This window comes from Streptomyces sp. NPDC001594 (assembly GCF_042893675.1).
Classification (GTDB): domain Bacteria; phylum Actinomycetota; class Actinomycetes; order Streptomycetales; family Streptomycetaceae; genus Streptomyces.
Genome location: NZ_JBIAVB010000003.1, coordinates 261874 through 287562, shown reverse-complemented (window position 1 = coordinate 287562; position 25689 = coordinate 261874). Strand labels below are relative to the sequence as shown.

General features: G+C 71.8%; 21 protein-coding genes. 18 read left to right on the top strand and 3 right to left on the bottom strand.

The window, feature by feature from the left end:
• The first annotated feature begins 3 nt into the window (after positions 1 to 3).
• From ACFY0O_RS07615 to ACFY0O_RS07555, 13 genes are all read left to right on the top strand, one after another.
• A complete protein-coding gene (locus ACFY0O_RS07615) occupies positions 4 to 1698 on the top strand; it encodes a UDP-N-acetylmuramoyl-L-alanyl-D-glutamate--2,6-diaminopimelate ligase (protein ID WP_388943972.1) in 1695 nt (564 codons plus the stop codon).
• Positions 1695 to 3113: a UDP-N-acetylmuramoyl-tripeptide--D-alanyl-D-alanine ligase gene (gene murF / locus ACFY0O_RS07610; RefSeq protein ID WP_388943970.1), complete on the top strand. Its 1419-nt coding sequence runs from the start codon at positions 1695 to 1697 to the stop codon at positions 3111 to 3113. Before ACFY0O_RS07615 ends, murF begins: the two co-directional genes overlap by 4 nt.
• Positions 3110 to 4180: a phospho-N-acetylmuramoyl-pentapeptide-transferase gene (gene mraY, locus ACFY0O_RS07605; RefSeq protein ID WP_358898583.1), complete on the top strand. Its 1071-nt coding sequence runs from the start codon at positions 3110 to 3112 to the stop codon at positions 4178 to 4180. The genes murF and mraY overlap by 4 nt, the downstream gene beginning before the upstream one ends.
• Positions 4162 to 5607, top strand: a complete 1446-nt coding sequence (gene murD, locus ACFY0O_RS07600) for a UDP-N-acetylmuramoyl-L-alanine--D-glutamate ligase (protein ID WP_388943967.1) — start codon at positions 4162 to 4164, stop codon at positions 5605 to 5607. Before mraY ends, murD begins: the two co-directional genes overlap by 19 nt.
• A 68-nt stretch (positions 5608 to 5675) precedes the next feature.
• On the top strand, positions 5676 to 7037 hold the full coding sequence (ftsW, locus tag ACFY0O_RS07595; protein ID WP_388943964.1) for a putative lipid II flippase FtsW: 1362 nt from the start codon (positions 5676 to 5678) through the stop codon (positions 7035 to 7037).
• Positions 7038 to 7043: 6 nt separating this feature from the next.
• On the top strand, positions 7044 to 8135 hold the full coding sequence (gene murG / locus ACFY0O_RS07590) for an undecaprenyldiphospho-muramoylpentapeptide beta-N-acetylglucosaminyltransferase (protein ID WP_358898578.1): 1092 nt from the start codon (positions 7044 to 7046) through the stop codon (positions 8133 to 8135).
• Positions 8136 to 8158: 23 nt separating this feature from the next.
• Complete coding sequence (locus ACFY0O_RS07585) at positions 8159 to 8992, top strand: cell division protein FtsQ/DivIB (RefSeq protein WP_388943961.1); 834 nt, start codon at positions 8159 to 8161, stop codon at positions 8990 to 8992.
• A gap of 280 nt (positions 8993 to 9272) precedes the next feature.
• Positions 9273 to 10475: a cell division protein FtsZ gene (gene ftsZ, locus ACFY0O_RS07580; protein ID WP_007263607.1), complete on the top strand. Its 1203-nt coding sequence runs from the start codon at positions 9273 to 9275 to the stop codon at positions 10473 to 10475.
• On the top strand, positions 10472 to 11203 hold the full coding sequence (gene pgeF, locus ACFY0O_RS07575) for a peptidoglycan editing factor PgeF (RefSeq protein ID WP_388943958.1): 732 nt from the start codon (positions 10472 to 10474) through the stop codon (positions 11201 to 11203). Before ftsZ ends, pgeF begins: the two co-directional genes overlap by 4 nt.
• A gap of 3 nt (positions 11204 to 11206) precedes the next feature.
• Positions 11207 to 11926 (top strand): YggS family pyridoxal phosphate-dependent enzyme, encoded by a 720-nt coding sequence (locus ACFY0O_RS07570; RefSeq protein WP_388943955.1) that lies wholly within the window; start codon positions 11207 to 11209, stop codon positions 11924 to 11926.
• Positions 11927 to 12075: 149 nt separating this feature from the next.
• Positions 12076 to 12693, top strand: coding sequence for a cell division protein SepF (locus ACFY0O_RS07565; protein WP_045949551.1), 618 nt, complete (start codon positions 12076 to 12078; stop codon positions 12691 to 12693).
• Positions 12694 to 12753: 60 nt separating this feature from the next.
• Positions 12754 to 13050 carry a YggT family protein gene (locus ACFY0O_RS07560; RefSeq protein ID WP_362055456.1) on the top strand — a complete coding sequence of 99 codons (297 nt, stop codon included), beginning with the start codon at positions 12754 to 12756 and terminating at the stop codon, positions 13048 to 13050.
• An 82-nt stretch (positions 13051 to 13132) separates the two neighbouring features.
• A complete protein-coding gene (locus ACFY0O_RS07555; RefSeq protein WP_358898570.1) occupies positions 13133 to 14353 on the top strand; it encodes a DivIVA domain-containing protein in 1221 nt (406 codons plus the stop codon).
• A gap of 147 nt (positions 14354 to 14500) precedes the next feature.
• Here ACFY0O_RS07555 and ileS read toward each other — a convergent pair whose 3' ends face one another.
• Positions 14501 to 17647, bottom strand: a complete 3147-nt coding sequence (gene ileS / locus ACFY0O_RS07550) for an isoleucine--tRNA ligase (protein ID WP_388943950.1) — start codon at positions 17645 to 17647, stop codon at positions 14501 to 14503.
• A gap of 587 nt (positions 17648 to 18234) precedes the next feature.
• On the opposite strand from ileS, the gene ACFY0O_RS07545 reads away from it, so the two are divergent.
• From ACFY0O_RS07545 to ACFY0O_RS07530, 4 genes are all read left to right on the top strand, one after another.
• Positions 18235 to 19443, top strand: coding sequence for a TraR/DksA family transcriptional regulator (locus tag ACFY0O_RS07545; RefSeq protein ID WP_388943948.1), 1209 nt, complete (start codon positions 18235 to 18237; stop codon positions 19441 to 19443).
• A 66-nt stretch (positions 19444 to 19509) separates the two neighbouring features.
• The gene (gene lspA, locus ACFY0O_RS07540) at positions 19510 to 20076 is read left to right on the top strand and encodes a signal peptidase II (protein ID WP_388943945.1); all 567 of its coding nucleotides are present in this window, start codon (positions 19510 to 19512) and stop codon (positions 20074 to 20076) included.
• Positions 20077 to 20128: 52 nt separating this feature from the next.
• Positions 20129 to 21070 (top strand): RluA family pseudouridine synthase, encoded by a 942-nt coding sequence (locus ACFY0O_RS07535; protein ID WP_388943942.1) that lies wholly within the window; start codon positions 20129 to 20131, stop codon positions 21068 to 21070.
• A gap of 74 nt (positions 21071 to 21144) precedes the next feature.
• The gene (locus ACFY0O_RS07530; protein ID WP_388943939.1) at positions 21145 to 22737 is read left to right on the top strand and encodes a Na+/H+ antiporter; all 1593 of its coding nucleotides are present in this window, start codon (positions 21145 to 21147) and stop codon (positions 22735 to 22737) included.
• A gap of 5 nt (positions 22738 to 22742) precedes the next feature.
• Here the strand turns inward: ACFY0O_RS07530 and ACFY0O_RS07525 are convergent, their stop codons facing one another.
• Positions 22743 to 23780, bottom strand: coding sequence for a mechanosensitive ion channel family protein (locus ACFY0O_RS07525; RefSeq protein ID WP_388944533.1), 1038 nt, complete (start codon positions 23778 to 23780; stop codon positions 22743 to 22745).
• 64 nt (positions 23781 to 23844) lie between these two features.
• On the opposite strand from ACFY0O_RS07525, the gene ACFY0O_RS07520 reads away from it, so the two are divergent.
• The gene (locus tag ACFY0O_RS07520) at positions 23845 to 24423 is read left to right on the top strand and encodes a dienelactone hydrolase family protein (RefSeq protein ID WP_358899354.1); all 579 of its coding nucleotides are present in this window, start codon (positions 23845 to 23847) and stop codon (positions 24421 to 24423) included.
• Between the two features lie 84 nt (positions 24424 to 24507).
• Here ACFY0O_RS07520 and ACFY0O_RS07515 read toward each other — a convergent pair whose 3' ends face one another.
• Complete coding sequence (locus ACFY0O_RS07515) at positions 24508 to 25476, bottom strand: zinc metalloprotease (protein WP_388944530.1); 969 nt, start codon at positions 25474 to 25476, stop codon at positions 24508 to 24510.
• Between the last annotated feature and the right edge of the window lie 213 nt (positions 25477 to 25689).

Sequence of the window (25689 nt, the reverse complement as noted above, 5' to 3'; positions counted from 1 at the left end):
TCAGTGACAACGATCACCCCGAAACCCGGGAACCAGACGGCCGAAGCCGCCCCGGACGGGCCCTCGCTTCGCGAGCGGCCCGCCGCGCCCGGTACGCTCACCGCCGTGCCCCACGCTGATCAGCCCAGAACCGCCCAGAAAGACGCCCCGGCAGCGCCGCCGGGAGCGCCCCGGCCCCTGAACGCCCGCCCGACCCCCCTGGGCGAGCTGGCCGGCCTGCTGGGTCTGCCCGAGTCCGGCGACACCCGGATCACCGGGATCACGCACGACTCCCGTGCCGTGCGCCCCGGCGACCTGTACGCGGCCCTGTCCGGCGCCCGGCTGCACGGCGCCGACTTCGCGGCCCAGGCGGCCGCCCTCGGCGCCGCCGCCGTGCTGACCGACCCGCAGGGCGCCGAACGCGCCGCCGCGACCGGCCTGCCCGTCCTGGCCGTCGAGGACCCGCGCGGCCGCATGGGCGAGCTCGCCGCCGAGATCTACGGCCGGCCCGGCGAAGCCCTGCTCCAGCTCGGCATCACCGGCACCTCCGGCAAGACCACCACCGCCTACCTCGTCGAGGGCGGGCTGCGCGCGGCGGGCAAGGCCACCGGGCTGGTGGGCACCGTCGAGATGCGCATCGGCGACGAGCGCATCAAGTCCGAGCGCACCACCCCCGAGGCCACCGACCTCCAGGCCCTGTTCGCCGTCATGCGCGAACGCGGCGTCGAGGCCGTCGCCATGGAGGTCTCCAGCCACGCCCTGGTGCTGGGCCGGGTCGACGGCTGCGTCTTCGACGTCGCCGTCTTCAACAACCTCAGCCCGGAGCACATGGAGTTCCACTCCGACATGGAGGACTACTTCCAGGCCAAGGCGCAGCTGTTCACCGAGCGCCGCGCCCGCCTGGGCGTGGTCAACGTCGACGACGAGTACGGCCGCCGCCTCGCCAAGGAGGCGCCGATCCCGGTCGTCACCTTCTCCGCCGCCGGCGACCCGGCCGCCGACTGGCGCGCCGAGGACGTGGTCAGCGGGCACATGGACTCCACCCTGACCCTGGTCGGGCCGGAAGGACAGCGCGTACGGGCCAAGGCCCCGCTGCCCGGCCCGTTCAACGTCGCCAACACCGTCGCCGCCGTCGTCACCCTGGCCGCCGCCGGGATCGACCCGCAGACCGCCGCCGACGGCGTGGCCGCGGTCCCCGGCGTCCCCGGCCGGCTGGAGCGGGTCGACGCGGGACAGCCGTACCTGGCCGTCGTCGACTACGCCCACAAGACCGACGCCGTCGAGTCGGTGCTGCGCGCCCTGCGCGAGGTCACCACCGGCAGGCTGCACATCGTGCTCGGCTGCGGCGGCGACCGCGACACCACCAAGCGCGGCCCCATGGGCGCCGCGGCGGCCCGGTACGCCGACACCGCCGTCCTGACCTCCGACAACCCGCGCTCCGAGGACCCGTTGAGGATCCTCGCCGCGATGTTCGAGGGCGCGGTCTCCGTCCCCGCCGAGGAGCGGGGCACCGTCCTGGTCGACGCCGACCGGGCGGCGGCCATCGCCGCCGCCGTCGCGCGCGCCGAGGCGGGGGACACCGTCCTCGTCGCGGGCAAGGGCCACGAGCAGGGCCAGGACACGGCGGGCGTCGTACGCCCCTTCGACGACCGTGCCGTGCTCCGCGCGGCCATCGAGAACCAGCAGCTCAGCGCCCGACAGGCCGAGGTGAACCAGTGATCGCCCTCTCCCTCGCCGAGATCGCCGACATCACCGGCGGGCGGCCCCACGACATACCGGATCCCTCCGCGACGGTCGACGGGCCGGTCGTCATCGACTCCCGCCAGGTGGAGCCCGGCAGCCTCTTCGCCGCCTTCGCCGGCGAGCAGGTCGACGGCCACGACTACGCCGAGCGCGCGGTCGCGGCCGGCGCCGCCGCCGTCCTGGCCGCCCGGCCGGTCGGCGTCCCGGCGATCGTGGTCGACGACGTGGAGAAGGCGCTCGGCGCCCTCGCCCGCGCGGTCGTCGGACGGCTCGGCACCGACGTGGTCGCCCTGACCGGCTCGGCCGGCAAGACGTCCACCAAGGACCTGATCGCCCAGGTGCTCCAGCACCACGCGCCCACCGTGTGGACGCCCGGCTCCCTCAACAACGAGATCGGCCTGCCGCTCACGGCCCTGAAGGCCACCGCCGAAACCCGGCACCTGGTCCTGGAGATGGGCGCCCGCGGCATCGGGCACATCGCCTACCTCACCGGCCTCACCCCGCCGCGCATCGGCCTCGTGCTGAACGTCGGCACCGCCCACATCGGCGAGTTCGGCGGCCGCGAGGCCATCGCCCAGGCCAAGGGCGAGCTGGTCGAGGCCCTCCCGTCCGAGGCGGAGGGCGGGGTCGCCGTCCTGAACGCCGACGACCTGCTGGTGCGCGCGATGTCCGCCCGGACGAAGGCCCGTACGGTCCTGTTCGGCGAGGCCGAGGACGCGGACGTACGCGCGACCGAGGTGCGGATGACCCCCTCGGGACAGCCCTCCTTCACACTCCACACACCGACCGGGTGCAGCGATGTGACCTTGCGCCTGTACGGTGAGCACCACGTGTCGAACGCGCTCGCCGCGGCCGCCGTCGCCCATGTCCTGGGCATGTCAGTCGAGGAGATCGCCACCGCGCTCTCCGGGGCGGGCACCCTGTCCCGGTGGCGCATGGAGGTCACCGAGCGGGCGGACGGCGTCACGATCGTCAACGACGCCTACAACGCGAACCCCGAATCCATGCGGGCCGCCCTGCGCGCACTGGCCGCGATGGGCGGCGCCGGCAAGGAGGGCGGGGGACGCACGTGGGCGGTGCTCGGTCCCATGGCCGAGCTCGGTGACGCTTCGCTGGCCGAGCACGACGCGGTGGGGCGGCTCGCCGTCCGGCTCAACGTGAGCAGGCTCGTGGCGGTCGGGGGCAGGGAAGCGTCCTGGCTGCAGCTGGGCGCATATAACGAGGGTTCGTGGGGTGAGGAGTCGGTGCTCGTGTCCGACGCGCAGGCGGCGGTCGACCTGTTGCGCAGTGAACTGCGCCCGGGGGACGTCGTGCTGGTGAAGGCTTCCAGGTCGGTCGGTCTGGAGCGGGTGGCGCTGGCGCTGCTCGAGGGTGAGGTCGCCGGCCGATGAGGCAGATCCTGTTCGCCGGTGTCATCGGCATGTTCCTCACCGTCATCGGTACCCCGCTGCTGATCAAGCTGCTGGCCCGCAAGGGCTACGGCCAGTTCATCCGCGACGACGGCCCCCGCGGCCACGCGGGCAAGAAGGGCACGCCCACCATGGGCGGCATCTCCTTCATCCTGGCCACCCTCATCGCGTACGCGCTGACGAAGGTCATCACCGGCGAGGAGCCCTCCTTCTCGGGCCTGCTGGTGCTGTTCCTGATGGCCGGCATGGGCCTGGTCGGCTACCTCGACGACTACATCAAGATCGTCAAGCGGCGCTCGCTCGGTCTGCGGGCCAAGGCCAAGATGGCCGGCCAGCTGATCGTCGGCATCGCCTTCGCCGTGCTCGCGCTCCAGTTCAAGGACTCGCGCGGGCTGACCCCGGCCTCGACGAAGCTCTCGTTCGTCACGGACTTCGGCTGGTCCATCGGCCCCGTGCTGTTCGTGGTCTGGGCCCTGTTCATGATCCTGGCCATGTCCAACGGCGTGAACCTGACCGACGGTCTGGACGGCCTCGCCACCGGCGCCGCCGTGATGGTCTTCGGCGCCTACACCTTCATCGGCGTCTGGCAGCACCAGGAGTCCTGCGCCAACGCGGTGACCCTGACCAACCCCAACGCCTGCTTCGAGGTCCGCGACCCGCTGGACCTCGCGGTGGTGGCCTCCGCCCTCATGGGAGCCTGCTTCGGCTTCCTGTGGTGGAACACCTCGCCCGCCAAGATCTTCATGGGCGACACCGGCTCGCTCGCGCTCGGCGGCGCCCTCGCGGGTCTGGCCATCTGCTCCCGCACGGAGTTCCTGATGGCCCTCCTCGGCGGCCTCTTCGTGCTCATCACGATGTCGGTCGTCATCCAGGTCGGCTCCTTCAAGATGACCGGCAAGCGAGTCTTCCGAATGGCCCCGCTCCAGCACCACTTCGAACTCAAGGGCTGGTCCGAAGTCCTTGTCGTGGTCCGCTTCTGGATCATCCAGGGCATGTGCGTGATCGTGGGTCTCGGCCTCTTCTACGCGGGATGGGCAGCGGACAAGTGACCCCCTGGCAGGACCGGAACATCACCGTCGCCGGCCTCGGCGTGAGCGGCATCAGCGCCGCCCGCGCCCTGGCCGGCCTCGGCGCCGTCGTGACCGTGGTCGACGGCGGCGACAGCGAGGGCCACCGGGCCCGCGCGGCCGAGCTGGAAGCGGAGGCCAAGGGCGTCACCGTGCGCCTGGGCGACGCCGAGACCCTCCCCGAGGGCACCGAGCTCGTCGTCACCTCGCCCGGCTGGAAGCCCGACAGCCCGCTGTTCGCGGCCGCCGCCGAGGCGGGCGTGGACGTCGTGGGCGACGTCGAGATCGCCTGGCGGCTGCGCGGCGAGGACGCCGCCCCCTGGCTCGCCATCACCGGCACCAACGGCAAGACCACCACCACCCAGATGCTGGCCTCGATCCTGCGGGCGGCCGGTCTGAAGACCGCCGCCGTCGGCAACATCGGCACCCCCATCATCGACGTGGTGACCGGCGGGGAACACTACGACGTCCTGGCCGTCGAGCTCTCCAGCTACCAGCTGCACTGGGCGCCCTCCGTGCGCGCCCACTCCGCGGCCGTCCTCAACCTGGCCCCGGACCACCTCGACTGGCACGGCTCCATGGAGGCCTACGCCGCCGACAAGGGCCGCATCTACGAGGGCAACACCATCGCCTGCGTCTACAACGTCGCCGACCCCGCCACCGAGCGGCTGGTCGAGGAGGCCGACGTCGAGGAGGGCTGCCGCGCCATCGGCTTCACCCTCGGCGCCCCCGGCCCCTCCATGCTCGGCGTGGTCGACGGGATCCTCGTCGACCGGGCGTTCGTGCAGAACCGGCAGAAGAACGCCCAGGAGCTGGCGCACGTCGACGACGTCAACCCGCCCGCCCCGCACAACATCGCCAACGCCCTCGCCGCGGCGGCCCTGGCCCGCGCCTTCGGCGTCGAGCCGCGCGCCGTGCGCGACGGGCTGCGCGACTTCCGCCCCGACGCACACCGCGTGGCGTACGTGGACGAGGTCGACGGGGTCCGCTACGTCGACGACTCCAAGGCCACCAACACCCACGCCGCCGAGGCCTCCCTGGCCGCCTTCGAACCGGTCGTCTGGATCGCCGGCGGGCTCGCCAAGGGCGCGACCTTCGACGAGCTCGTGCGGAAGTCCGCGAAGCGGCTGCGCGGCGTGGTCCTGATGGGCGCCGACCGGGCGCTGATCGCCGAGGCACTGGCGCGACACGCGCCCGAGGTCCCGGTGACCGACCTCGAACGGACCGACACTGGGGCGATGCTCGCAGCGGTCCGGGAAGCGGCCCGGCTCGCGGAACCCGGAGACACCGTCCTCCTGGCGCCCGCGTGCGCCTCGATGGACATGTTCGCGAACTACAACAAGCGGGGCGACGCGTTCGCCGACGCGGTGCGCGAACTCGCCTCCGGGAGCGCCGCGGACACGGCCTAGCCGAGGGCGCCCGACAGGTTCCCTCCGGCCGGCTGCTCGCCCCGTACGAGTGGAGGGGAAGATCACAGATGCCGGCCAAACAGATGCTGCCGGGACGGCGGCCCTCCGCCGTCAAGGCGCAGGGCCGCAAACGTCCCGCCCCCGGTGCCAAGCGGCCCGCCCGGGGCGGCCCGCTGGAGCGGCTGCGGCGTACGCGGCGGCAGTTGACGAAGGCCTGGGACCGCCCGCTCACGGCGTATTACCTGATCTTCGGCAGCTCGCTGCTCATCACCGTGCTCGGCCTGGTGATGGTCTACTCGGCGTCCATGATCAAGGCCCTCCAGCTGGGCCTGGGAGACGCCTACTTCTTCAAGAAGCAGTTCCTGGCCGCCGCGATCGGCGGCGTCCTGCTGTTCGCCGCCTCCCGCATGCCGGTCAAACTGCACCGCGCGCTGTCCTACCCCGTGCTCGCCGGCACCCTGTTCCTGATGGTCCTGGTCCAGGTCCCCGGGATAGGGGTCTCGATCAACGGCAACCAGAACTGGATCTCCCTGGGCGGCCCGTTCATGCTCCAGCCCAGCGAGTTCGGCAAGCTGGCGCTGATCCTGTGGGGCGCCGACCTGCTGGCCCGCAAGGGCGACAAGGGGCTGCTGACCCAGTGGAAGCACCTGCTGGTGCCGCTGGTCCCGGTCGCCTTCCTGCTGCTCGGGCTGATCATGCTCGGCGGGGACATGGGCACCGCGATGATCCTCGGGGCCGTCCTGTTCGGCCTGTTGTGGCTCGCCGGGGCGCCGACGCGGATGTTCGCCGCCGTGCTCGTCTTCGCGGGTGTGATCGTCGCACTCCTCATCAAGACCAGCCCGCACCGCATGGACCGGCTCACCTGTCTCGGGGCGACGGACCCGGGCAGGAACGACCTCTGCTGGCAGGGCGTCCACGGCATCTACGCCCTCGCATCCGGCGGATGGTTCGGTTCCGGTCTCGGGGCGAGTGTGGAAAAATGGGGGCAACTGCCCGAAGCCCATACCGACTTCATCTTTGCCATCACCGGTGAGGAACTGGGCCTGGCGGGGACGCTGTCGGTGCTCGCCCTGTTCGCGGCTCTAGGCTATGCGGGTATCCGCGTGGCCGGACGCACGGAGGACTCCTTCGTACGGTATGCCGCGGGAGGCGTGACCACCTGGATCACGGCCCAGGCCGTGATCAACATCGGTGCGGTGCTCGGTCTGCTGCCGATCGCCGGGGTACCCCTCCCGCTGTTCTCCTACGGGGGGTCCGCCCTGCTGCCGACCATGTTCGCGGTCGGGCTGCTCATCGCGTTCGCGCGGGAGGAGCCGGCGGCGCGCGCGGCGCTCGCGATGCGACGGCCGGGAGCCGGCTGGAGGCGGAGCGGGCCCATATGGAAGTCGATGAGACGGCGCGTCAAGAGGCGTCCGTCCGGAGAGCGGTGAATTTCGGTGCATGTCGTACTCGCCGGTGGGGGGACCGCCGGCCACATCGAGCCGGCGCTGGCCCTCGCGGACGCCCTGCGCAGGCAGGACCCGACCGTGGGCATCACCGCCCTCGGCACGGAGCGCGGCCTCGAGACCCGCCTCGTGCCCGAACGCGGCTACGAGCTGGGGCTCATCCCGGCCGTACCGCTGCCCCGCAAGCCCACCCCGGAGCTGATCACCGTCCCCGGACGGCTGCGCGGCACCATCAAGGCCGCCGAGGAGATCCTCGTCCGCACCAAGGCCGACGTGGTCGTCGGCTTCGGCGGCTACGTGGCCCTGCCCGGCTACCTCGCCGCCAAGCGGCTCGGGGTGCCGATCATCGTCCACGAGGCCAACGCCCGGCCCGGACTGGCCAACAAGATCGGCTCCCGCTACGCGCACGCCGTCGCCGTCTCCACCCCCGACAGCAAGCTCCGGGGCGCCCGCTACGTGGGCATCCCGCTGCGCCGCGCCATCTCCACCCTCGACCGCGCCGCCGTCCGCCCCGAGGCCCGTGCCGCCTTCGGCCTCGACCCCAACCTGCCCACGCTGCTGGTCTCCGGGGGCTCCCAGGGCGCGCGCCGGCTCAACGAGACCATCCAGCAGGTCGCGCCGACCCTCCAGCGCTCCGGGATCCAGATCCTGCACGCGGTCGGCCCGAAGAACGAACTGCCGCGTGTCGACAACATGCCCGGGATGCCGCCCTATGTCCCGGTACCGTACGTGGACCGGATGGACCTCGCGTACGCCGCCGCCGACATGATGCTGTGCCGGGCGGGCGCGATGACCGTCGCCGAACTCGCCGCCGTCGGACTGCCGGCCGCCTACGTACCGCTGCCCATCGGCAACGGCGAACAGCGGCTCAACGCCCAGCCGGTGGTCAAGGCCGGCGGCGGCCTCCTCGTCGACGACGCGGAACTGACGCCCGACTGGGTGCTCGGCCAGGTCCTGCCGGTGCTGTCCGATCCGCACCGCCTGTACGAGATGTCCCGCGCCGCCGCCGAGTTCGGCCGCCGGGACGCCGACGAGCTCCTCGTCGGCCTCGTCCACGAGGCGATCGCGGCCGCACGCGGGTAACCGCCGATCCAGGAGGCACAGGAGTGGCCGGAGCGACGACGGCACGAGGCGGAGCGTCCGGCCGGGCGGGCGGGAGCGGCAAGGGCGCGCCCGAACCGTCCCGGCCGCCCAAGTCGCCCAAGGGCACCGGCCCGCGCGGATCCGGCGGCGGGAGACCGCGCCGGGTCCGCCTGCTGGTGACCCTCGCCGCCGCCGCGCTCCTCGCCGGGGGCGGCACCTGGGCCCTCTACGGCTCGTCCTGGCTGCGCGTCGAGAAGGTCACGGCCTCGGGCACCGAGGTGCTCACCCCCGAGCAGGTCGTCTCCGCCGCGGCCGTGCCCGTCGGCGCGCCCCTGGTCGGCGTCGACACCGACGAGATCGCCAGCCGGGTGCGCGGCCGGCTGTCCCGCATCGATTCGGTCGATGTGGTGCGGGCCTGGCCGCACGGGATCGGGCTGAAGGTGACGGAGCGCAAACCGGTCCTGCTCGTCAAAAAGGGCGCGGACTTCATCGAAGTGGACGCGAAGGGTGTGCGGTTCGACACCGTTGCGAAAGCACCCGCCGGCGTTCCGCTCCTCGAAATGGCCGCGGACCGCTCGCCGAGCGCGCGCCGCTTCGACGAGGAGCGGCTGTTGCGGGAGGCGGTGGGCATCGCGGGAGGCCTTCCCGACGCAGTCGCGAAGGAGACGTTGCAGGTCAAGGTACGGTCGTTCGACTCGGTCGTGCTGGAGCTGACGAGGGGCCGCACGGTGGTGTGGGGGAGCGGCGAACTGGGTGAGGCCAAAGGCCGGGCGCTGACCGCCCTGCTGAAGGCCGCGCCCAAAGCCGACCACTTCGACGTGAGCGTCCCCACCGCCCCGGCGGTGTCCGGGAGTTGACGTCGGGTCGAGGGCCGACGCACCCTGGTTGGCCACCGATACGGGTGATCACATAGGGTGAAAAGAAAAACGGGAGGTTCGGCGTGTTCGTTGAACACGCGCTACTTGTCGACTTAGTGTCCTGTTCGGAAGAGTCCAAGGAACAGGCACATCCATAACCCTAAACTTCAGGGTTAGGGTTCGGGTCGGCGCGTACGGACCGTCCCACATTTCGGCATCAGTCGTCGCACCGCAGGCCCGCGAGGCGGCGACACGTAACTCGAGGCGAGAGGCCTTCGACGTGGCAGCACCGCAGAACTACCTCGCAGTCATCAAGGTCATCGGTGTCGGCGGCGGTGGTGTCAATGCCATCAACCGAATGATCGAGGTCGGTCTCAAGGGCGTCGAGTTCATCGCCATCAACACCGACGCCCAGGCGCTGTTGATGAGCGACGCCGACGTCAAGCTCGACGTCGGCCGCGAACTCACCCGGGGCCTCGGCGCCGGAGCCAACCCGGCCGTCGGCCGCAAGGCGGCAGAGGACCACCGCGAGGAGATCGAGGAGGTCCTCAAGGGGGCCGACATGGTCTTCGTGACCGCCGGCGAAGGCGGCGGCACCGGCACGGGCGGCGCGCCCGTCGTCGCCAACATCGCGCGCTCGCTGGGCGCCCTGACGATCGGTGTGGTCACCCGGCCGTTCACCTTCGAGGGCCGGCGCCGCGCGAACCAGGCGGAGGACGGCATCGCCGAGCTCCGCGAAGAGGTCGACACCCTCATCGTCATCCCCAACGACCGCCTGCTGTCCATCTCGGACCGCCAGGTCTCGGTGCTCGACGCCTTCAAGTCGGCGGACCAGGTCCTGCTCAGCGGCGTCCAGGGCATCACCGACCTGATCACCACCCCGGGTCTGATCAACCTCGACTTCGCCGACGTCAAGTCCGTGATGTCCGAGGCCGGCTCGGCCCTGATGGGCATCGGCTCCGCCCGCGGCGACGACCGCGCCGTGGCCGCGGCCGAGATGGCGATCTCCTCGCCGCTGCTGGAGGCGTCCATCGACGGCGCCCGCGGCGTGCTGCTCTCCATCTCCGGCGGCTCGGACCTCGGTCTCTTCGAGATCAACGAGGCCGCGCAGTTGGTGAGCGAGGCCGCGCACCCCGAGGCGAACATCATCTTCGGCGCCGTCATCGACGACGCCCTCGGTGACGAGGTCCGCGTCACGGTCATCGCGGCCGGTTTCGACGGGGGCCAGCCCCCCGCCCGCCGGGACAACGTGATCGGCGCCGCGTCGACCAAGCGCGAGGAGCCGGCCCCCGCGCCGGTCCGCGCGCCCGAGCCGGTCCGCCCGGCCTTCGGCGGGCTCGGCACCGTGACCCCGCGCGAGGAGCCGCCGGCTCCGGTCGAGATCCCGGTCGAGACCGCGCCGGCCCCGCCGCAGGTCCCGACGGCCCGGCCCTACCAGGACAGCCCGGCCGAAGAGCTGGACGTACCGGACTTCTTGAAGTGACGCTGGAGCAGCATCACGAGAGCGGCGCGCACTTCGCCTTCACCGACCGGTGGGGCGGGGTGAGCGCCGTTCCGTACGAGGAGCTCAATCTCGGCGGCGCGGTCGGAGACGACCCGGCCGCCGTTCGCGCGAACCGGGCGGCCGCCGCGAAGGAGCTGGGCATCGACCCGGACCAGGTGGTCTGGATGAACCAGGTGCACGGGCGGGACGTGGCCGTGGTCGACGGGCCCTGGGGCTCCGCCGCCGACATCCCCTCGGTGGACGCGGTGGTGACCGCCCGTCGGGGGCTCGCCCTCGCCGTGCTCACCGCCGACTGCACCCCCGTGCTGCTGGCCGACCCCGTCGCCGGGGTCGCCGCGGCCGCCCACGCCGGGCGGCCCGGGCTGGTCGCCGGGGTGGTGCCCGCCGCCGTCGAGGCGATGGCGGCCCTGGGCGCCGACCCCGCGCGGATCGTCGCCCGTACCGGACCCGCCGTCTGCGGGCACTGCTACGAGGTGCCGGCCGAGATGCGGGAGGCGGTCGCCGCCGTGGTGCCGGCCGCGTGGGCCGAGACCAGCTGGGGGACACCGGCCGTCGACGTGGTCGCCGGGGTGCACGCGCAGCTCGCGGAGGCGGGGGTGCCGCAGGGCCGGCGTTCCCCGGTCTGCACACTGGAGTCGCGGGACCACTTCTCGTACCGCCGCGACCGGGTGACCGGCCGGCTTGCCGGATATGTCTGGTTGGACTGACTCATGACGGATCGTAAGGCCGAGCTCGCCGAGAACCTCGCGCGGGTGGAGGAGCGGATCGCCTCCGCCTGCGCGGCGGCGGGCCGCGCCCGGGACGAGGTGACCCTCATCGTGGTCACCAAGACCTACCCCGCGACCGACGTACGACTGCTGGCGGACCTGGGTGTCCGTCATGTGGCGGAAAACCGGGACCAGGATGCCGCCCCCAAGGCGGCGGCCTGCGCGGATCTGTCGTTGAACTGGCACTTCGTGGGCCAGTTGCAGACGAACAAGGTCCGTTCCGTGGCCGGATACGCGCACGTGGTGCAGTCGGTCGACCGGCCGAAGCTCGTCACGGCGCTCTCGGCGGCGGCGGTGGCGCAGGGCCGGGAGATCGGCTGCCTCGTACAGATCGCCCTCGACGCCGAGTCGGGGGAGCGCGGGACCCGGGGCGGTGCCGCCCCGGAGCAGCTGGCCGAGTTGGCGGACCTCGTCGCCGCCGCGCCGGGGCTGCGGATCGACGGCATCATGACGGTCGCCCCGCTCGCCGGGCTCTACGCGGGACGCGAACAGGCGGCCTTCGAGCGGATGATGGAATTGTCATCCGGCCTGCGCGCGGACCATCCGGCTGCCACGATGGTGTCGGCGGGAATGAGCGCCGACCTGGAACAGGCCGTCCTGGCCGGTGCGACACATGTACGCGTCGGCACTGCGGTACTCGGCGCGAGACCCCGGCTCGGGTAACGTCGCGAAGAAAGTCGGACCACAGCAGAAAATATGGTCATTTCCGCAGATGAGCGGACAGACCACGTGGATCGCGGGCAGTTGGTGACTTTGGTGACACAGCGACACCTGCGACAGGGCGATCCACCACAGAGCGGAGGACTCGGAGAATGGCCGGCGCGATGCGCAAGATGGCGGTCTACCTCGGCCTCGTGGAGGACGACCGGTACGACAACCCGGGGTACGACCCCGATGACGAATTCGAGCCCGAGCCGGAGCCCGAGCGTCCCCGGGAGCGGGAGCGGCGACAGCAGCCCGTGCACCAATCGCCCGTAACGGACGAACCGGTACGAGCGGTGCAGCCGCCGGCGCCGCGCGAACCCCTCCCAATTCCGTCAGAAAACGGACGTCCCGCGCGAATTGCCCCCGTGGCATCCATCACACCTGACCGCACCAACCTGGAGAAGAACGCCCCCGTGATCATGCCCAAGGTCGTCTCCGAGCGGGAGCCGTACCGCATCACGACGCTGCACCCCCGGACCTACAACGAGGCCCGTACCATCGGGGAACACTTCCGTGAGGGCACTCCGGTGATCATGAATCTCACGGAGATGGACGACACCGATGCGAAGCGTCTGGTCGACTTCGCGGCCGGCCTCGTCTTCGGTCTGCACGGCAGTATTGAACGCGTGACACAGAAGGTGTTCCTGCTGTCGCCTGCTAACGTCGATGTCACGGCGGAGGACAAGGCCCGCATCGCGGAGGGCGGGTTCTTCAACCAAAGCTAGACCGATCCGTCAGATACGGGACCGGGAACAGAGCGGGAGCAGGGGAGAGGGAAGCGCGGGATGGGCATCGCACTGCAGGTGGTCTACATCGCGCTGATGTGCTTCCTCATCGTGCTGATCTTCCGACTGGTCATGGACTACGTGTTCCAGTTCGCACGTTCATGGGCACCCGGCAAGGCGATGGTGGTCGTTCTGGAGGCCACCTACACTGTCACCGATCCACCGCTCAAACTCCTTCGGCGGTTCATTCCGCCGTTGCGTCTCGGGGGCGTGGCGCTCGACCTGTCCTTCTTCGTTCTGATGATCATCGTTTACATCCTCATCAGCTTCGTGAGCACCGCTGCGAGAAGCGTGTGAACGATGAGCTCCCCCGCGCCTGCGGGGACAGTCCCGATACGGTCCTGCCGACTGCCGACGACTACGTAGAGGTGAAGAAGACATGCCGCTGACTCCCGAGGACGTGCGGAACAAGCAGTTCACGACCGTCCGCCTGCGAGAAGGCTATGACGAGGACGAGGTCGATGCCTTCCTCGACGAGGTCGAAGCCGAGCTGACGCGCCTGCTGCGCGAGAACGAGGACCTGCGCGCGAAGCTGGCCGCCGCCACGCGCGCCGCCGCGCAGAGCCAGCAGCAGGCCAACATGCGCAAGCCCGAACCCCAGGACCAGCGCGGCCCGGGCGCCCCCGTGCCGGCGGCCATATCCGGCCCGCCGCAGCAGCAGCAGCCGCAGATGGGCCCGCCGCAGCTGCCGGGCGGCCAGCCCCAGCTGCCCCCCGGCCCCGGCGGACACGGACCGCAGGGTCCGGGCCCGATGGGCGGCCCCATGCAGCAGCAGTCCATGGGTGGCCAGCACCCGATGGCGCCGCAGCAGCAGATGGGCCAGCAGCAGCAGATGCAGCAGCAGATGCAGCAGCAGTCCATGGGCGGCCAGAACCAGCTCGGCCAGCCGATGGGCCAGCAGATGCAGCCCATGGGTCAGCAGATGCAGCCGATGGGCCAGCAGATGCAGCAGATGCAGCAGCCGCAGCTCCCGCAGCAGGGCCCCGGTGGCGACAGCGCCGCCCGCGTCCTGTCGCTCGCGCAGCAGACCGCCGACCAGGCGATCGCGGAGGCCCGCTCCGAGGCCAACAAGATCGTCGGCGAGGCGCGCAGCCGCGCCGAGGGCCTGGAGCGGGACGCCCGTGCCAAGGCCGACGCGCTGGAGCGGGACGCGCAGGAGAAGCACCGCGTCGCGATGGGCTCCCTGGAGTCCGCCCGTGCCACGCTGGAGCGCAAGGTCGAGGACCTGCGGGGCTTCGAGCGCGAGTACCGTACTCGTCTGAAGTCCTACCTGGAGTCGCAGCTGCGCCAGCTGGAGACCCAGGCCGACGACTCCCTGGCCCCGCCGCGCACCCCGGCCGGCCCGGCCCTTCCGCCGTCGCCGTCCCCGTCGATGGCTCCGGCCGGCGCGATGGGCATGGGCGGCCCCTCCCCGATGGGCGGTCCCTCGCCCATGGGCGGCCCGTCCCCGATGGGCGGTGCCCCGTCCTACGGCGGGCAGCAGCAGATGTCCCCGGCCATGACGCAGCCGATGGCTCCGGTGCGGCCGGCTGCTCCGCAGCCGATGCAGCAGGCGCCGTCGCCCATGCGGGGCTTCCTGATCGACGAGGACGACAACTGACGTAGCCGTCGGCAGTCACTACGGGCCGGGCCCGGTTCCCCTGAGGGGGACCCGGGCCCGGCCCGTTTCCGTACCCGGACCCCCGCGCGCCTCAAACGCACGAAGCGGCGCCCCCCCCGCACGGGGAGGGCGCCGCCTTGGTGAGGGTTACGCCTTGCGGAGGCGGAACGTCAGGGACAGGGACTCGTCCGTGAAGGGGTCGCCGTAAGTGGCGTCCGCGTCGCCGGAGGCGAAGTCCGTCGCCAGGACCTCGTCCGCGATGAGGGCCGCGTGGTCCGTGAGGGCCGTGACGACCTCCGGGGAGGTGGACGACCACCGCAGCGCGATGCGGTCCGCGACGTCCAGGCCCGAGTTCTTCCGGGCCTCCTGGATCAGCCGGATCGCGTCACGCGCGAGGCCCGCGAGCCGCAGCTCCGGGGTGATCTCCAGGTCGAGGGCGACCGTCGCACCGGAGTCCGAGGCCACCGACCAGCCCTCGCGCGGGGTCTCGGTGATGATGACCTCCTCCGGGGTGAGGGTCACCTCCTCACCGTTCACCGTCACGACCGCCGAGCCGGAACGGAGGGAGAGGGACAGAGCCGCGGCGTCCGCCGCGGCCACCGCCTTCGCCACGTCCTGGACGCCCTTGCCGAACCGCTTGCCCAGCGCCCGGAAGTTCGCCTTCGCCGTCGTGTCCACCAGCGAGCCGCCCACCTCGGAGAGGGAGGCCAGGGAGGAGACGTTCAGCTCCTCCGTGATCTGCGCCTGGAGCTCCGGCGACAGCGCGTCGAAGCCGACCGCGCCGACCAGCGCGCGCGACAGCGGCTGGCGGGTCTTGACGCCCGACTCGGCGCGCGTCGCACGGCCCAGCTCCACCAGGCGGCGGACCAGCAGCATCTGCTGCGACAGCACCGGGTCGATCAGCGCGGCGTCCGCCGTCGGCCAGGTGGACAGGTGCACCGACTCCGGCGCGTCCGGGGTGACCGGGACGACCATGTCCTGCCAGACCCGCTCCGTGATGAAGGGGGTCAGCGGGGCCATCAGCCGGGTGACCGTCTCGACGACCTCGTGCAGCGTGCGCAGGGCCGCCTTGTCGCCCTGCCAGAACCGGCGGCGCGAGCGGCGCACGTACCAGTTGGACAGGTCGTCCACGAACGCGGACAGCAGCTTGCCGGCGCGCTGGGTGTCGTACGCCTCCATCGCCTCCGTGACCTCGGAGACGAGGGTGTTCAGCTCGGACAGCAGCCACTTGTCCAGCACCGTGCGGTCCGCCGGCGCCGGGTCGGCGGCCGACGGGGCCCAGCCGGACGTCCGCGCGTACAGGGCCTGGAAGGCGACGGTGTTCCAGTACGTGAGGAGCGTCTTGCGGACGACCTCCTGGATCGTGCCGTGGCCCACGCGGCGTGCTGCCCACGGGGAGCCGCCGGCCGCCATGAACCAGCGCACCGCGTCCGCGCCGTGCTGGTCCATGAGCGGGATCGGCTGGAGGATGTTGCCCAGGTGCTTGGACATCTTGCGGCCGTCCTCGGCGAGGATGTGGCCCAGGCAGACCACGTTCTCGTAGGAGGACTTGTCGAAGACCAGCGTGCCGACCGCCATCAGGGTGTAGAACCACCCGCGGGTCTGGTCGATCGCCTCCGAGATGAACTGCGCCGGGTAGCGCTTCTCGAAGATCTCCTTGTTCTTGTACGGGTAGCCCCACTGCGCGAACGGCATCGAGCCCGAGTCGTACCAGGCGTCGATGACCTCGGGGACGCGCACGGCCTCCAGGGAGCAGCCCTCGGCGGTGCAGGTGAAGGTCACGTCGTCGATGTACGGACGGTGCGGGTCCAGGTCGGAGTGGTCCTGCCCGGACAGCTCGCTCAGCTCGGCGCGCGAGCCGACGCAGGTGAGGTGGTCCTCCTCGCAGCGCCAGATCGGCAGCGGGGTGCCCCAGTAGCGGTTGCGGGAGAGAGCCCAGTCGATGTTGTTGTTCAGCCAGTCGCCGAAGCGGCCCTGCTTGACCGACTCGGGGAACCAGTTGGTCTTCTCGTTCTCCCGCAGCATCGCGTCCTTGACGGCGGTGGTGCGGATGTACCAGGACGGCTGCGCGTAGTAGAGCAGGGCCGTGTGGCAGCGCCAGCAGTGCGGGTAGCTGTGCTCGTAGGCGATGTGCTTGAAGAGCAGGCCGCGCGCGTCGAGGTCGGCGGTCAGCTTCTCGTCGGCCTTCTTGAAGAAGACGCCGCCGACGAGCGGGACCTCCTCCTCGAAGGTGCCGTCGGGGCGGACCGGGTTCACGACGGGCAGGCCGTAGGCGCGGCAGACCGCGAGGTCGTCGGCGCCGAAGGCGGGGGACTGGTGGACCAGACCGGTGCCGTCCTCGGTCGTGACGTACTCGGCGTTCACGACGTAGTGGGCCTCGGTCGGGAACTCGACGAGGTCGAAGGGGCGCTGGTACGTCCAGCGCTCCATCTCCTTGCCGGTGAAGCTCTGGCCCGTGGCCTCCCAGCCCTCGCCGAGCGCCTTCTCCAGCAGCGGCTGGGCGACGACGAGCTTCTCCTCGCCGTTCGTGACGACGACGTACGTGACGTCGGGGTGTGCGGCCACCGCCGTGTTGGACACCAGGGTCCAGGGGGTGGTCGTCCAGACCAGCAGCGCGGCCTCGCCGGCGAGCGGGCCGGAGGTCAGCGGGAAGCGGACGTAGACGGAGGGGTCGACGACCGTCTCGTAGCCCTGCGCCAGCTCGTGGTCCGAGAGGCCGGTGCCGCAGCGGGGGCACCAGGGGGCGACGCGGTGGTCCTGGGTGAGCAGGCCCTTGTTGAAGATCTCCTTCAGCGACCACCACACGGACTCGACGTACTCGGGGTCCATGGTCCGGTACGCGTCGTCCAGGTCGACCCAGTAGCCCATGCGGGTCGTGAGCTCGGCGAACGCGTCGGTGTGGCGGGTCACGGACGCACGGCACTTGGCGTTGAACTCGGCGATGCCGTACGCCTCGATGTCCTGCTTGCCGTTGAAGCCGAGCTCCTTCTCGACGGCGAGCTCGACCGGCAGGCCGTGGCAGTCCCAGCCGGCCTTGCGGGCCACGTGGTAGCCGCGCATGGTGCGGAAGCGGGGGAAGACGTCCTTGAAGACGCGGGCCTCGATGTGGTGCGCGCCGGGCATGCCGTTCGCGGTGGGCGGGCCCTCGTAGAAGACCCACTCGGGGCGTCCCTCGGACTGCTCCAGCGTCTTGGCGAAGGTCTTGCTCTCGCGCCAGAAGTCGAGGACGGCGTGCTCGAGGGCGGGCAGGTCGACCTGGGCGGGTACCGGGCGGTACTGGGGCGGTGTGGTCATGAGGCTGAACTCTTCCTCCGGCGGGGTGTCAATTCCGTCCGGAGGGACGAGAGCCGTCTGCTGCTCCCGCGGTACCACCCTCCTTGGCCTCCGGACGGGTCCGGCGGCCCCCTCATTGGGGTGCGAAGCCGGTTCTACTGGCCGTGGTGGCGGCGTTCTTCCGGCGGCTCCGGGGTGATCCTTCACGTCGCGCTCGCCCCCGGGCTCTCACCGTCCCCGGGTCGCTCCTGGCTGCGTCCGACGCTACTCGTCCCCATCCATGCCTTTCGCTGCGCCCAGTGTACGGGCCGGGGCGCGGCTCGGCCGACCGGTTTACGGCGGGGCGCGGCGGGTCGCGGCGGGGGTGCGGGGCGTGACCCGGACGGCCGGGCGGGGCGGCCGGGATCCGCGGGGGCGGGCGGGGCGGATTACGGGGGCTCCCGCTGGGCACAACGGATGCAGGTTGACCTCGATGGACGCGTGCCCCGTTGCCGTGGGACCGGAGCCGATTTATCGTTCCGGCACGATTTGGCTAAAAAGGCCACATCCGGTGAAAAGGGGCCGCGGCCATGATGGCGAAGAAGACGGCGACACGGGAGGTGGCTGCGGTGCCAGGCTCCACGGCTGCCGCCGAACGGGCCGCGCCGGTGAAAACGGCGGCGGCCGGGAAGGCCGCGGCGAAGAAGACCGCCTCCGGCGCGGCCCCGGCGAAGAAGGCGTCGGCCAAGAACGCCACGGCCAAGAAGGCCACGGCCGAGAAGGCGGTGGCTGAGGAGGCTCCGGTCGAGAAGCCGTCGGCCCCGGGGGCCGCTGCCCACGAGGCGGCGGCCGCGAAGACGGCGGCCAAGGCGCCGAGGAAGGCCGCGGCCGGAAAGGCCCCCGCGAAGAAGGCGGCGGCGAAGCCGGCGCCGGGAAAGAAGGCCACGGCCAAGAAGACCACGGCCGCGGAGGCGGCGGCGGGCGAGGCGTCCGCCGCCAAGGCCCCGGCCAAGAAGGCCCCGGCCAAGAAGGCCCCGGCCAAGAAGGCCCCGGCCAAGAAGGCAACGGCTGCGGAGGCGGCGGCGGGCGAGGCCTCGGCCGCCAAGGCCACGGGTGCGGAGGCGGCGGCGGGCAAGGCTTCGGCCGCCAAGGCGACGGCTGCGGAGGCGGCGGTGGGCGAGGGCTCGGCCGCCAAGGCCGCGGGCAAGAGGGCGGCGGCCGGGAAGGCCGCGGTCGGGTCGGTCGCGGAGGCTCCCGCCGGGACGGCGGACGCCGTGACCGGGCGGGGTACGGGAAAGGGCGCGGCCGGGGCGGCCGCGACCCAGGGGGCGGCCCCGGCCGCGCGGAAGACGGGAGCTCGGAAAGTGGTTGCCAAGAAGACCGCGGGCACGGCCCGCAAGACGGCCGACGACACAGCGGGCGGCCTCACGGCCACGGCCCCCGGCGAGCTCGCCGTACGCCCCGGGGAGGAGCCCTGGACCGCCGAGGAGGTCGCGGAGGCCCGTACGGAGCTGCTCTCCGAGGTGATGCGGCTGCGCGTGGAGCTGGAGGCCTCCGAGATGGCGATCTCCGGCCTGATGCGGGACTCGGGCGACGGCGCGGGCGACGACCAGGCAGACACCGGCACCAAGAACATCACCCGGGAGTCCGAGCTGGCCCTGGCCGCGAACGCCACCTCCATGCTGGAGCAGACCGAGCGGGCGCTGGAGCGCCTGGAGGCGGGCACGTACGGGCTCTGCGAGAACTGCGGCAAGCCCATCGGCAAGGCCCGCATGCAGGCCTTCCCGCGCGCCACGCTGTGCGTGGACTGCAAGCAGAAGCAGGAGCGAAGGCACTAGCCAGGACGTACGCACACTGACGTACTCTCGTGTCTCGTCGGGATCGAGCTAGTTCGAGGGACTCACGTGGCAGAGGCGGAGCGCATCATCGGTACGCCGGAGGTCGGGGACGACGCCGAGCCGCAGTCGGAGCCCGGCGCGCCCCGGGGGCGCAGGCGGATCGCGGCGCTGCTGATCGTGGCGGTGCTGGCGTACCTGCTCGACCTCGGCAGCAAGATGCTGGTCGTGGCCCGGCTGGAGCACCGGCCGCCGATCGAGATCGTCGGCAACCTGCTGAAGTTCGACGCGATCCGCAACCCCGGCGCGGCCTTCGGCTTCGGCGAGGCCTTCACGATCATCTTCACCGTGATCGCGGCGACCGTGATCGTGGTGATCGTCCGGCTGGCGCGCAAGCTGTACAGCCTGCCCTGGGCGATCGCCCTGGGCCTGCTGCTGGGCGGCGCGCTGGGGAACCTGACCGACCGGATCTTCCGCTCGCCGGGCGTGTTCCGGGGGGCCGTCGTCGACTTCATCGCGCCGGCCCACTTCGCCGTGTTCAACCTCGCCGACTCGGCGATCGTGTGCGGCGGGATCCTGATCGTGCTGCTGTCGTTCAAGGGCCTCGACCCGGACGGCACGGTCCACAAGGACTGACGCCGGGGCGCGGGCGGGAATGGTCTTCCGCCGAGTCCTGCATACTCGACGGGTGAGTACGATTCCCGAGATCCGCACCCTGCCCGTTCCCGATGGCCTCGAAGGCGAGCGCGTCGACGCCGCCATCGCCCGTATGTTCGGTTTTTCCCGGACGAAGGCGGCCGAACTGGCGGCGGAGGGGAAGGTCTCGGTCGACGGCAGTGTCGTCGGCAAGTCCGAGCGCGTGCACGGCGGGGCCTGGCTGGAGGTCGAGATGCCCGCTCCGCCGCGGCCGGTCGAGCTGGTGGCCGAGCCGGTTCCGGGCATGGAGATCGTCCACGACGACGACGACATCGTGGTCATCATGAAGCCGGTGGGCGTCGCCGCCCACCCGAGCCCCGGCTGGACCGGCACCACCGTCATCGGCGGCCTCGCCGCGGCCGGCTACCGGATCTCCACCTCGGGCGCCTCCGAGCGGCAGGGCATCGTGCACCGCCTCGACGTCGGCACCTCCGGCCTGATGGCCGTGGCCAAGTCGGAGCGCGCGTACACCTCGCTGAAGAACCAGTTCCGCGAGCGGGTCGTGGACAAGCGGTACCACGCGCTGGTGCAGGGGCACCCGGACCCGATGAGCGGCACCATCGACGCGCCGATCGGGCGCCACCCGAGCGCGGACTACAAGTGGGCGGTGACCCAGGACGGCAAGCCGTCGGTCACGCACTACGACCTGATCGAGGCGTTCCGGGCGGCGTCGCTGCTGGACATCAAGCTGGAGACGGGGCGTACGCACCAGATCCGCGTGCACATGTCGGCGCACCGGCACCCGTGCGTGGGCGACCTGACGTACGGCGCGGACCCGACGGTCGCCAAGCGGCTCGGTCTGACCCGGCAGTGGCTGCACGCGGTGCGGCTGGGCTTCGAGCACCCCGCCGACGGGCAGTGGGTCGAGTTCGAGAGCGGCTACCCCGCCGACCTCCAGCACGCCCTGGACGTCATCCGCGCCGAGAGCCAGTAGCAGCCCCCTGGCGGGGCGCACCTCCCGGGGGCTCAATCCCCGGAAGCGGCGCAGCCCCCTGGCAGGGTGGGGGAGTGGATCAGCTCGCTCTGCTCTTCGTACTGTTGCTCGGGGCCGTCGTCACCGTTCCGCTCGGGGACCGGCTGGGGCTGCCCGCGCCCGTGTTGATGACCCTGGGCGGGGTCGTGCTGGCGCTGGTGCCCGCCGTGCCCAATGTCGACGTCCCGCCCGAGTACATCCTGCCGCTGGTGCTGCCGCCCCTGCTGTACGCCTCCGCGCAGCGGACCTCCTGGCGGCAGTTCGCGGCCAACGTCCGCCCGATCCTGCTGCTGGCGGTGGCCCTGGTCTTCGTGACCACCGCCGCCGTGGCCGCCGTCGCGAACGCCGTCGTCCCCGGGCTGCCCGTCGCGGCGGCCGTCGCCCTCGGCGCGCTCGTCGCCCCGCCCGACCCGGTCGCCGCCACCGCCGTGGCCGGCTCGCTCGGGCTGCCGCGGCGCATGGTGTCGATCCTGGAGGGCGAGGGGCTCTTCAACGACGTCACCGCCATCGTCCTCTACCACGTGGCCGTCGCGGCCGCGGTGAGCGGAAGCTTCTCCTGGCCCGACGCGCTCGGGGAGTTCGTGCTGTCCGCCGTGGTGGCCGTGGCCATCGGGTTCGCGCTGGGCTGGGCCACCAACCGGCTGATGGGCCGGCTCGGGGACGCCACCCTCCAGATCGGGCTGACCCTCCTCGTGCCGTTCGTCTCGTACGTGCTGGCCGAGGAGCTCCGGGGCTCGGGGGTGCTGGCCGTGCTGACCACCGCCCTGTTCCTCGCCGAGTACGCGACCGACGCCGACGACGTGCTGGGCCGCCTCGCCGGCCACACCTTCTGGGAGGTCGTCGACGTCCTCGTCACCGGTGTGGCCTTCGGGCTGATCGGACTGGAGCTGCACAACGTCTTCGGCGTCGCGCGGGGCCGTGAGGGGGAGATGGCCGGCTGGGCGGCGGCCGTGATCGCGGTGGTGGTCGCCGTACGCCTGGCGTGGCTGCTGCCGGCGGGCTGGCTGGCGAAGAAGCTGCACGGGCGGCGCGACTACGACGAGGAGATCCCGCTCAGCTGGCGGGAGAGCGTGGTCATGTGGTGGGCGGGGATGCGCGGGGTGGCCTCCGTCGCGCTGGCCCTGGCCATCCCGCTGCGGACGGACGCCGGGGAGCCCTTCCCCGACCGGGACGAGATCGTGTTCATCGCCTTCGCCGTCATCATGGCCACCCTGGTGTTCCAGGGGCTGACGCTGCCCTGGCTGGTGCGGCGGCTGGGGGTGGAGGCGGACACGGACGCCGAACGGGAGACCGAGCGGGCGCTCGCGCTGCGCGCGGCGAAGGCGGCCAAGCGGCGGCTGCGGGAGATCGAGGAGGTGGAGGACCTCCCGGAGGACCTCGTCGAGGTCCTGTACCGGCGCGCGTACGACGTGGGCGCGAGGATCAGCCCCGACCTGGTCGACGAGGAGCGGCGCGAGGCGTACGCGAAGCGGGTGGAGCGGATCCGCCAGGTCCAGCGCATCCAGCGGGAGATGATGTCCGCCGCCCGCCACGAGGTCCTGTCGGCCCGCAGCGAGCCGGGGGCCGACCCGGAGATCGTCGACCGCGTACTGCGCCACCTGGACGTCCGCAGCCTGCGCAGCGCGTAGCGGCCTCAGTCGCGCGGGGGCGCCTCCGCGGTGGTGACGCGGGGGAGGGCGTGGGGGTGTTCGGCGGCCAGCCAGGTGATCAGGCGCTCGCGGACCGCGCAGCGCACGGTCCACAGGTCGTCGGCGTCCTTCGCGGTGACCACCGCGCGGACCACGATGGTGTTCGGGGTGGTGTCCGTGACGGCCAGGCTGCCGGTGCGGCCGTCCCATTCGGGGACGCCCTTGAGGATTTCGGCGAGCTGGTCCCGTATCAGGGCGACCGGGGCCGAGTGGTCCAGGTGCAAGAAGACGGTGCCGGTCATCTGGGCGCCGCCGCGCGACCAGTTCTCGTAGGGCTTGCTCGTGAAGTACGAGACCGGCATCGTGATGCGGCGCTCGTCCCAGGTGCGGACCACCAGGAAGGTCAGGGTGATCTCCTCGACCGTGCCCCACTCCTTGTCCACGACCACCGTGTCCCCGATGCGCACGGTGTCGCCGAAGGCGATCTGGAGTCCGGCGAAGAGGTTGCCCAGGGTGGACTGGGCGGCGATGCCGGCCACGATGCCGAGGACCCCGGCCGAGGCCAGCACCGAGGCGCCGACGGTGCGCATCGCGGGGAAGGTCAGCAGCATCGCGGCCGCGGCGACCACGACGGCCACGGCGGTGAGGGCCCGCTGGATCAGGGTGACCTGGGTGCGCACCCGCCGCACCCGGGCGTCGTCCGGCGCGGAGGCGGCGTAGCGGGCGTAGGCGGAGTCGACGACGGCGGTCGCGACGGCGACGAGCAGCCAGGCGGTCGAGGCGATCTGGACCAGGGTCAGGACGTGGCCGACGGCGGCCGCGCGGCCGGGCAGGACGTGGGCCGGCCGGTACGCGGCCTGGAGCGCGGCGGTGGCCAGGACCAGCCGGAACGGCAGGACGCAGCGGCGCAGCAGTCCCCACAGCGGGGTCTCGGCGTGCCGGGCGTCGGCCTGGCGGAGCAGCAGGTCGAGGACCCAGCCGGCGAGCAGGGTGAGGATCAGGACGGCGCAGACGACGGTGGCGGGACGCAGGGCGTTCTCCATCTCCATGCAGGAGAACCTATCCACAGGGCGCCGCCGGACTCCTGCCATCGCGGGCAATGGCACGATGGGAGGCATGAACATCATGCTCTTCCACTCGACGTACGGGCTGCGGCCCGCGGTACACGCGGCGGCCGACCGGCTGCGGGCCGCCGGACACCAGGTGCAGGTGCCCGACCTCTTCGAGGGCCGTACGTTCGAGACGTTCGAGGAGGGCGTGGCCCACCTGGAGGAGGTGGGCCGCGACGAGCTGCTCAAGCGGGCGGTGCTGGCCGCGGCGCCCTTCTCCGACCAGGGCCTGGTCTACGCCGGTTTCGACTTCGGCGGCTCCGTCGCCCAGCACCTGGCGCTGGCTGACGACAAGGCGCGCGGGCTGCTGCTCCTGCACGGTACGGCGGACCTGGAGGACGACACCTCGGCCGACGAACTGCCGGTGCAGCTGCACATGGCGGACCCGGACCCCTTCGAGACGCACGACTGGCTGACGGCCTGGTACCTGAGGATGCGGCGGGCCGGGGCCGATGTGGAGGTCCACAGCTACCCGGGTGCCGGGCACCTGTTCACGGACCCGGACCTGGACGACTACGACGCGGACGCGGCCGGGGAGGTCTGGCGGATCGCGCTGGCGTTCCTCGACGGCCTGTAGGGGGACGGCGGGGACGACGGGAACGGGCAGGGCCCGGCGCTCGGTGCGCCGGGCCCTGCCGTGTGTGTGGAGCGGTGAGAGCGGTCAGGCGCGGTATGCGGTCCACATGCTCTGCATGCGGGACACCTGGCCGGCGGTGAACTGGTACATGCAGGAGTCGTACGTGTAGTCCATGAAGTTGTGGATCGGGTCGACGCCCGCCTTGGTGGTGCAGGAGTCACGGCCGGTCGGGCACTCGAAGGCCGCGCTCTTCTCGGCCGGGGTGTCGGAGACGGAGTCGCCGCTGCCCGAGCAGCCGCCCTGGAAGGTGTGGTACAGGCCCATCCAGTGGCCGACCTCGTGGGTGGCGGTGTCGCCCTCGTTGTAGTTGGTGGCGGAGCCGCCGGGCAGCGAGGAGTTGAGGATGACCACGCCGTCCATGTTGGGGGCGGAGTTGTAGGAGCTCGGGAAGGTCGCCCAGCCGAGGAGGCCGCCGCCGAGGTTGGCGGTGTAGAGGTTGAGCGCGTTCTTGCCGCCCTTGCGGAGGGCGGTCTTCATGTCCTTCTCGGCCTGGGTGCCGTCGGAGACGGTGTACCAGGCGGCGTTGTCGGTGTAGTCCGTGCCGGCCAGGGAGAACTGGAAGCCGGAGTTGACGTTGCCGGTGCCCTGGCCGCTGTAGGCGGCGTTGAGGACGTTGATCTGGTTGTTGATGTCCGTCGCGGTGAGCTTGCCCTGCGTGCCGTTGGTGATCACGTGGACGTAGACCGGGATGGTGGTCACGGCGGCGGCCAGCGAGGGGGCGGCCTCGCGCGCGCCGAAGAGCTGCTGCGGGGACAGCTGCATCTGGCTGAGCTTCTTCTTGAGGTCCGCGTCCATGGCCTTGGTCTGGGCCTCGGAGAGCTCGTTGGGCTCGGCGGCGTGGTCGTTCTTGGGCTTCGCGACACGGGCGTTGGCCGGGGCGGAGGCCTCGTCGGCACAGGCCTGGGCGCCGGTCTTGGGGGCGGCGGCGGCGACGGTGGTGGGGGCCGTCAGCGGGGCGAACGCCAGGGTGGAGGCCAGGACGGCCGTACCCATGAGGCGGCGGCGGAGAAGGGGGGATATGCGGCCGGCAGCGCGCACGGTGACTCCTCGGCGAGCGTGGTGGGGGGTGAGGGATTTCCTCACGCTGGCCGGAAGTTTATGTGTTCATGTCATTCATTCCGCAAGTACCCGGAGGTTAAAGATTTGTTGCCCGCGGTTCACCTGGGGCTCCTGGTCTGCACCAGGAGCCCCGCTGAACAGGAGATT

Excerpts from the sequence above, each read along its gene's own strand:
- murD (WP_388943967.1), top strand. The coding sequence starts at position 4,162 with ATGGGCAGCGGACAAGTGACCCCCTGGCAGGACCGGAACATCACCGTC.
- ACFY0O_RS07570 (WP_388943955.1), top strand. The coding sequence starts at position 11,207 with ATGACGGATCGTAAGGCCGAGCTCGCCGAGAACCTCGCGCGGGTGGAG.
- ACFY0O_RS07555 (WP_358898570.1), top strand. The coding sequence starts at position 13,133 with ATGCCGCTGACTCCCGAGGACGTGCGGAACAAGCAGTTCACGACCGTC.
- ftsW (WP_388943964.1), top strand. The coding sequence starts at position 5,676 with ATGCCGGCCAAACAGATGCTGCCGGGACGGCGGCCCTCCGCCGTCAAG.
- ACFY0O_RS07560 (WP_362055456.1), top strand. The coding sequence starts at position 12,754 with ATGGGCATCGCACTGCAGGTGGTCTACATCGCGCTGATGTGCTTCCTC.
- ACFY0O_RS07525 (WP_388944533.1), bottom strand. The coding sequence starts at position 23,780 with ATGGAGAACGCCCTGCGTCCCGCCACCGTCGTCTGCGCCGTCCTGATC.
- ACFY0O_RS07520 (WP_358899354.1), top strand. The coding sequence starts at position 23,845 with ATGGGAGGCATGAACATCATGCTCTTCCACTCGACGTACGGGCTGCGG.
- ACFY0O_RS07565 (WP_045949551.1), top strand. The coding sequence starts at position 12,076 with ATGGCCGGCGCGATGCGCAAGATGGCGGTCTACCTCGGCCTCGTGGAG.
- mraY (WP_358898583.1), top strand. The coding sequence starts at position 3,110 with ATGAGGCAGATCCTGTTCGCCGGTGTCATCGGCATGTTCCTCACCGTC.
- ileS (WP_388943950.1), bottom strand. The coding sequence starts at position 17,647 with ATGACCACACCGCCCCAGTACCGCCCGGTACCCGCCCAGGTCGACCTG.
- ACFY0O_RS07515 (WP_388944530.1), bottom strand. The coding sequence starts at position 25,476 with ATGGGTACGGCCGTCCTGGCCTCCACCCTGGCGTTCGCCCCGCTGACG.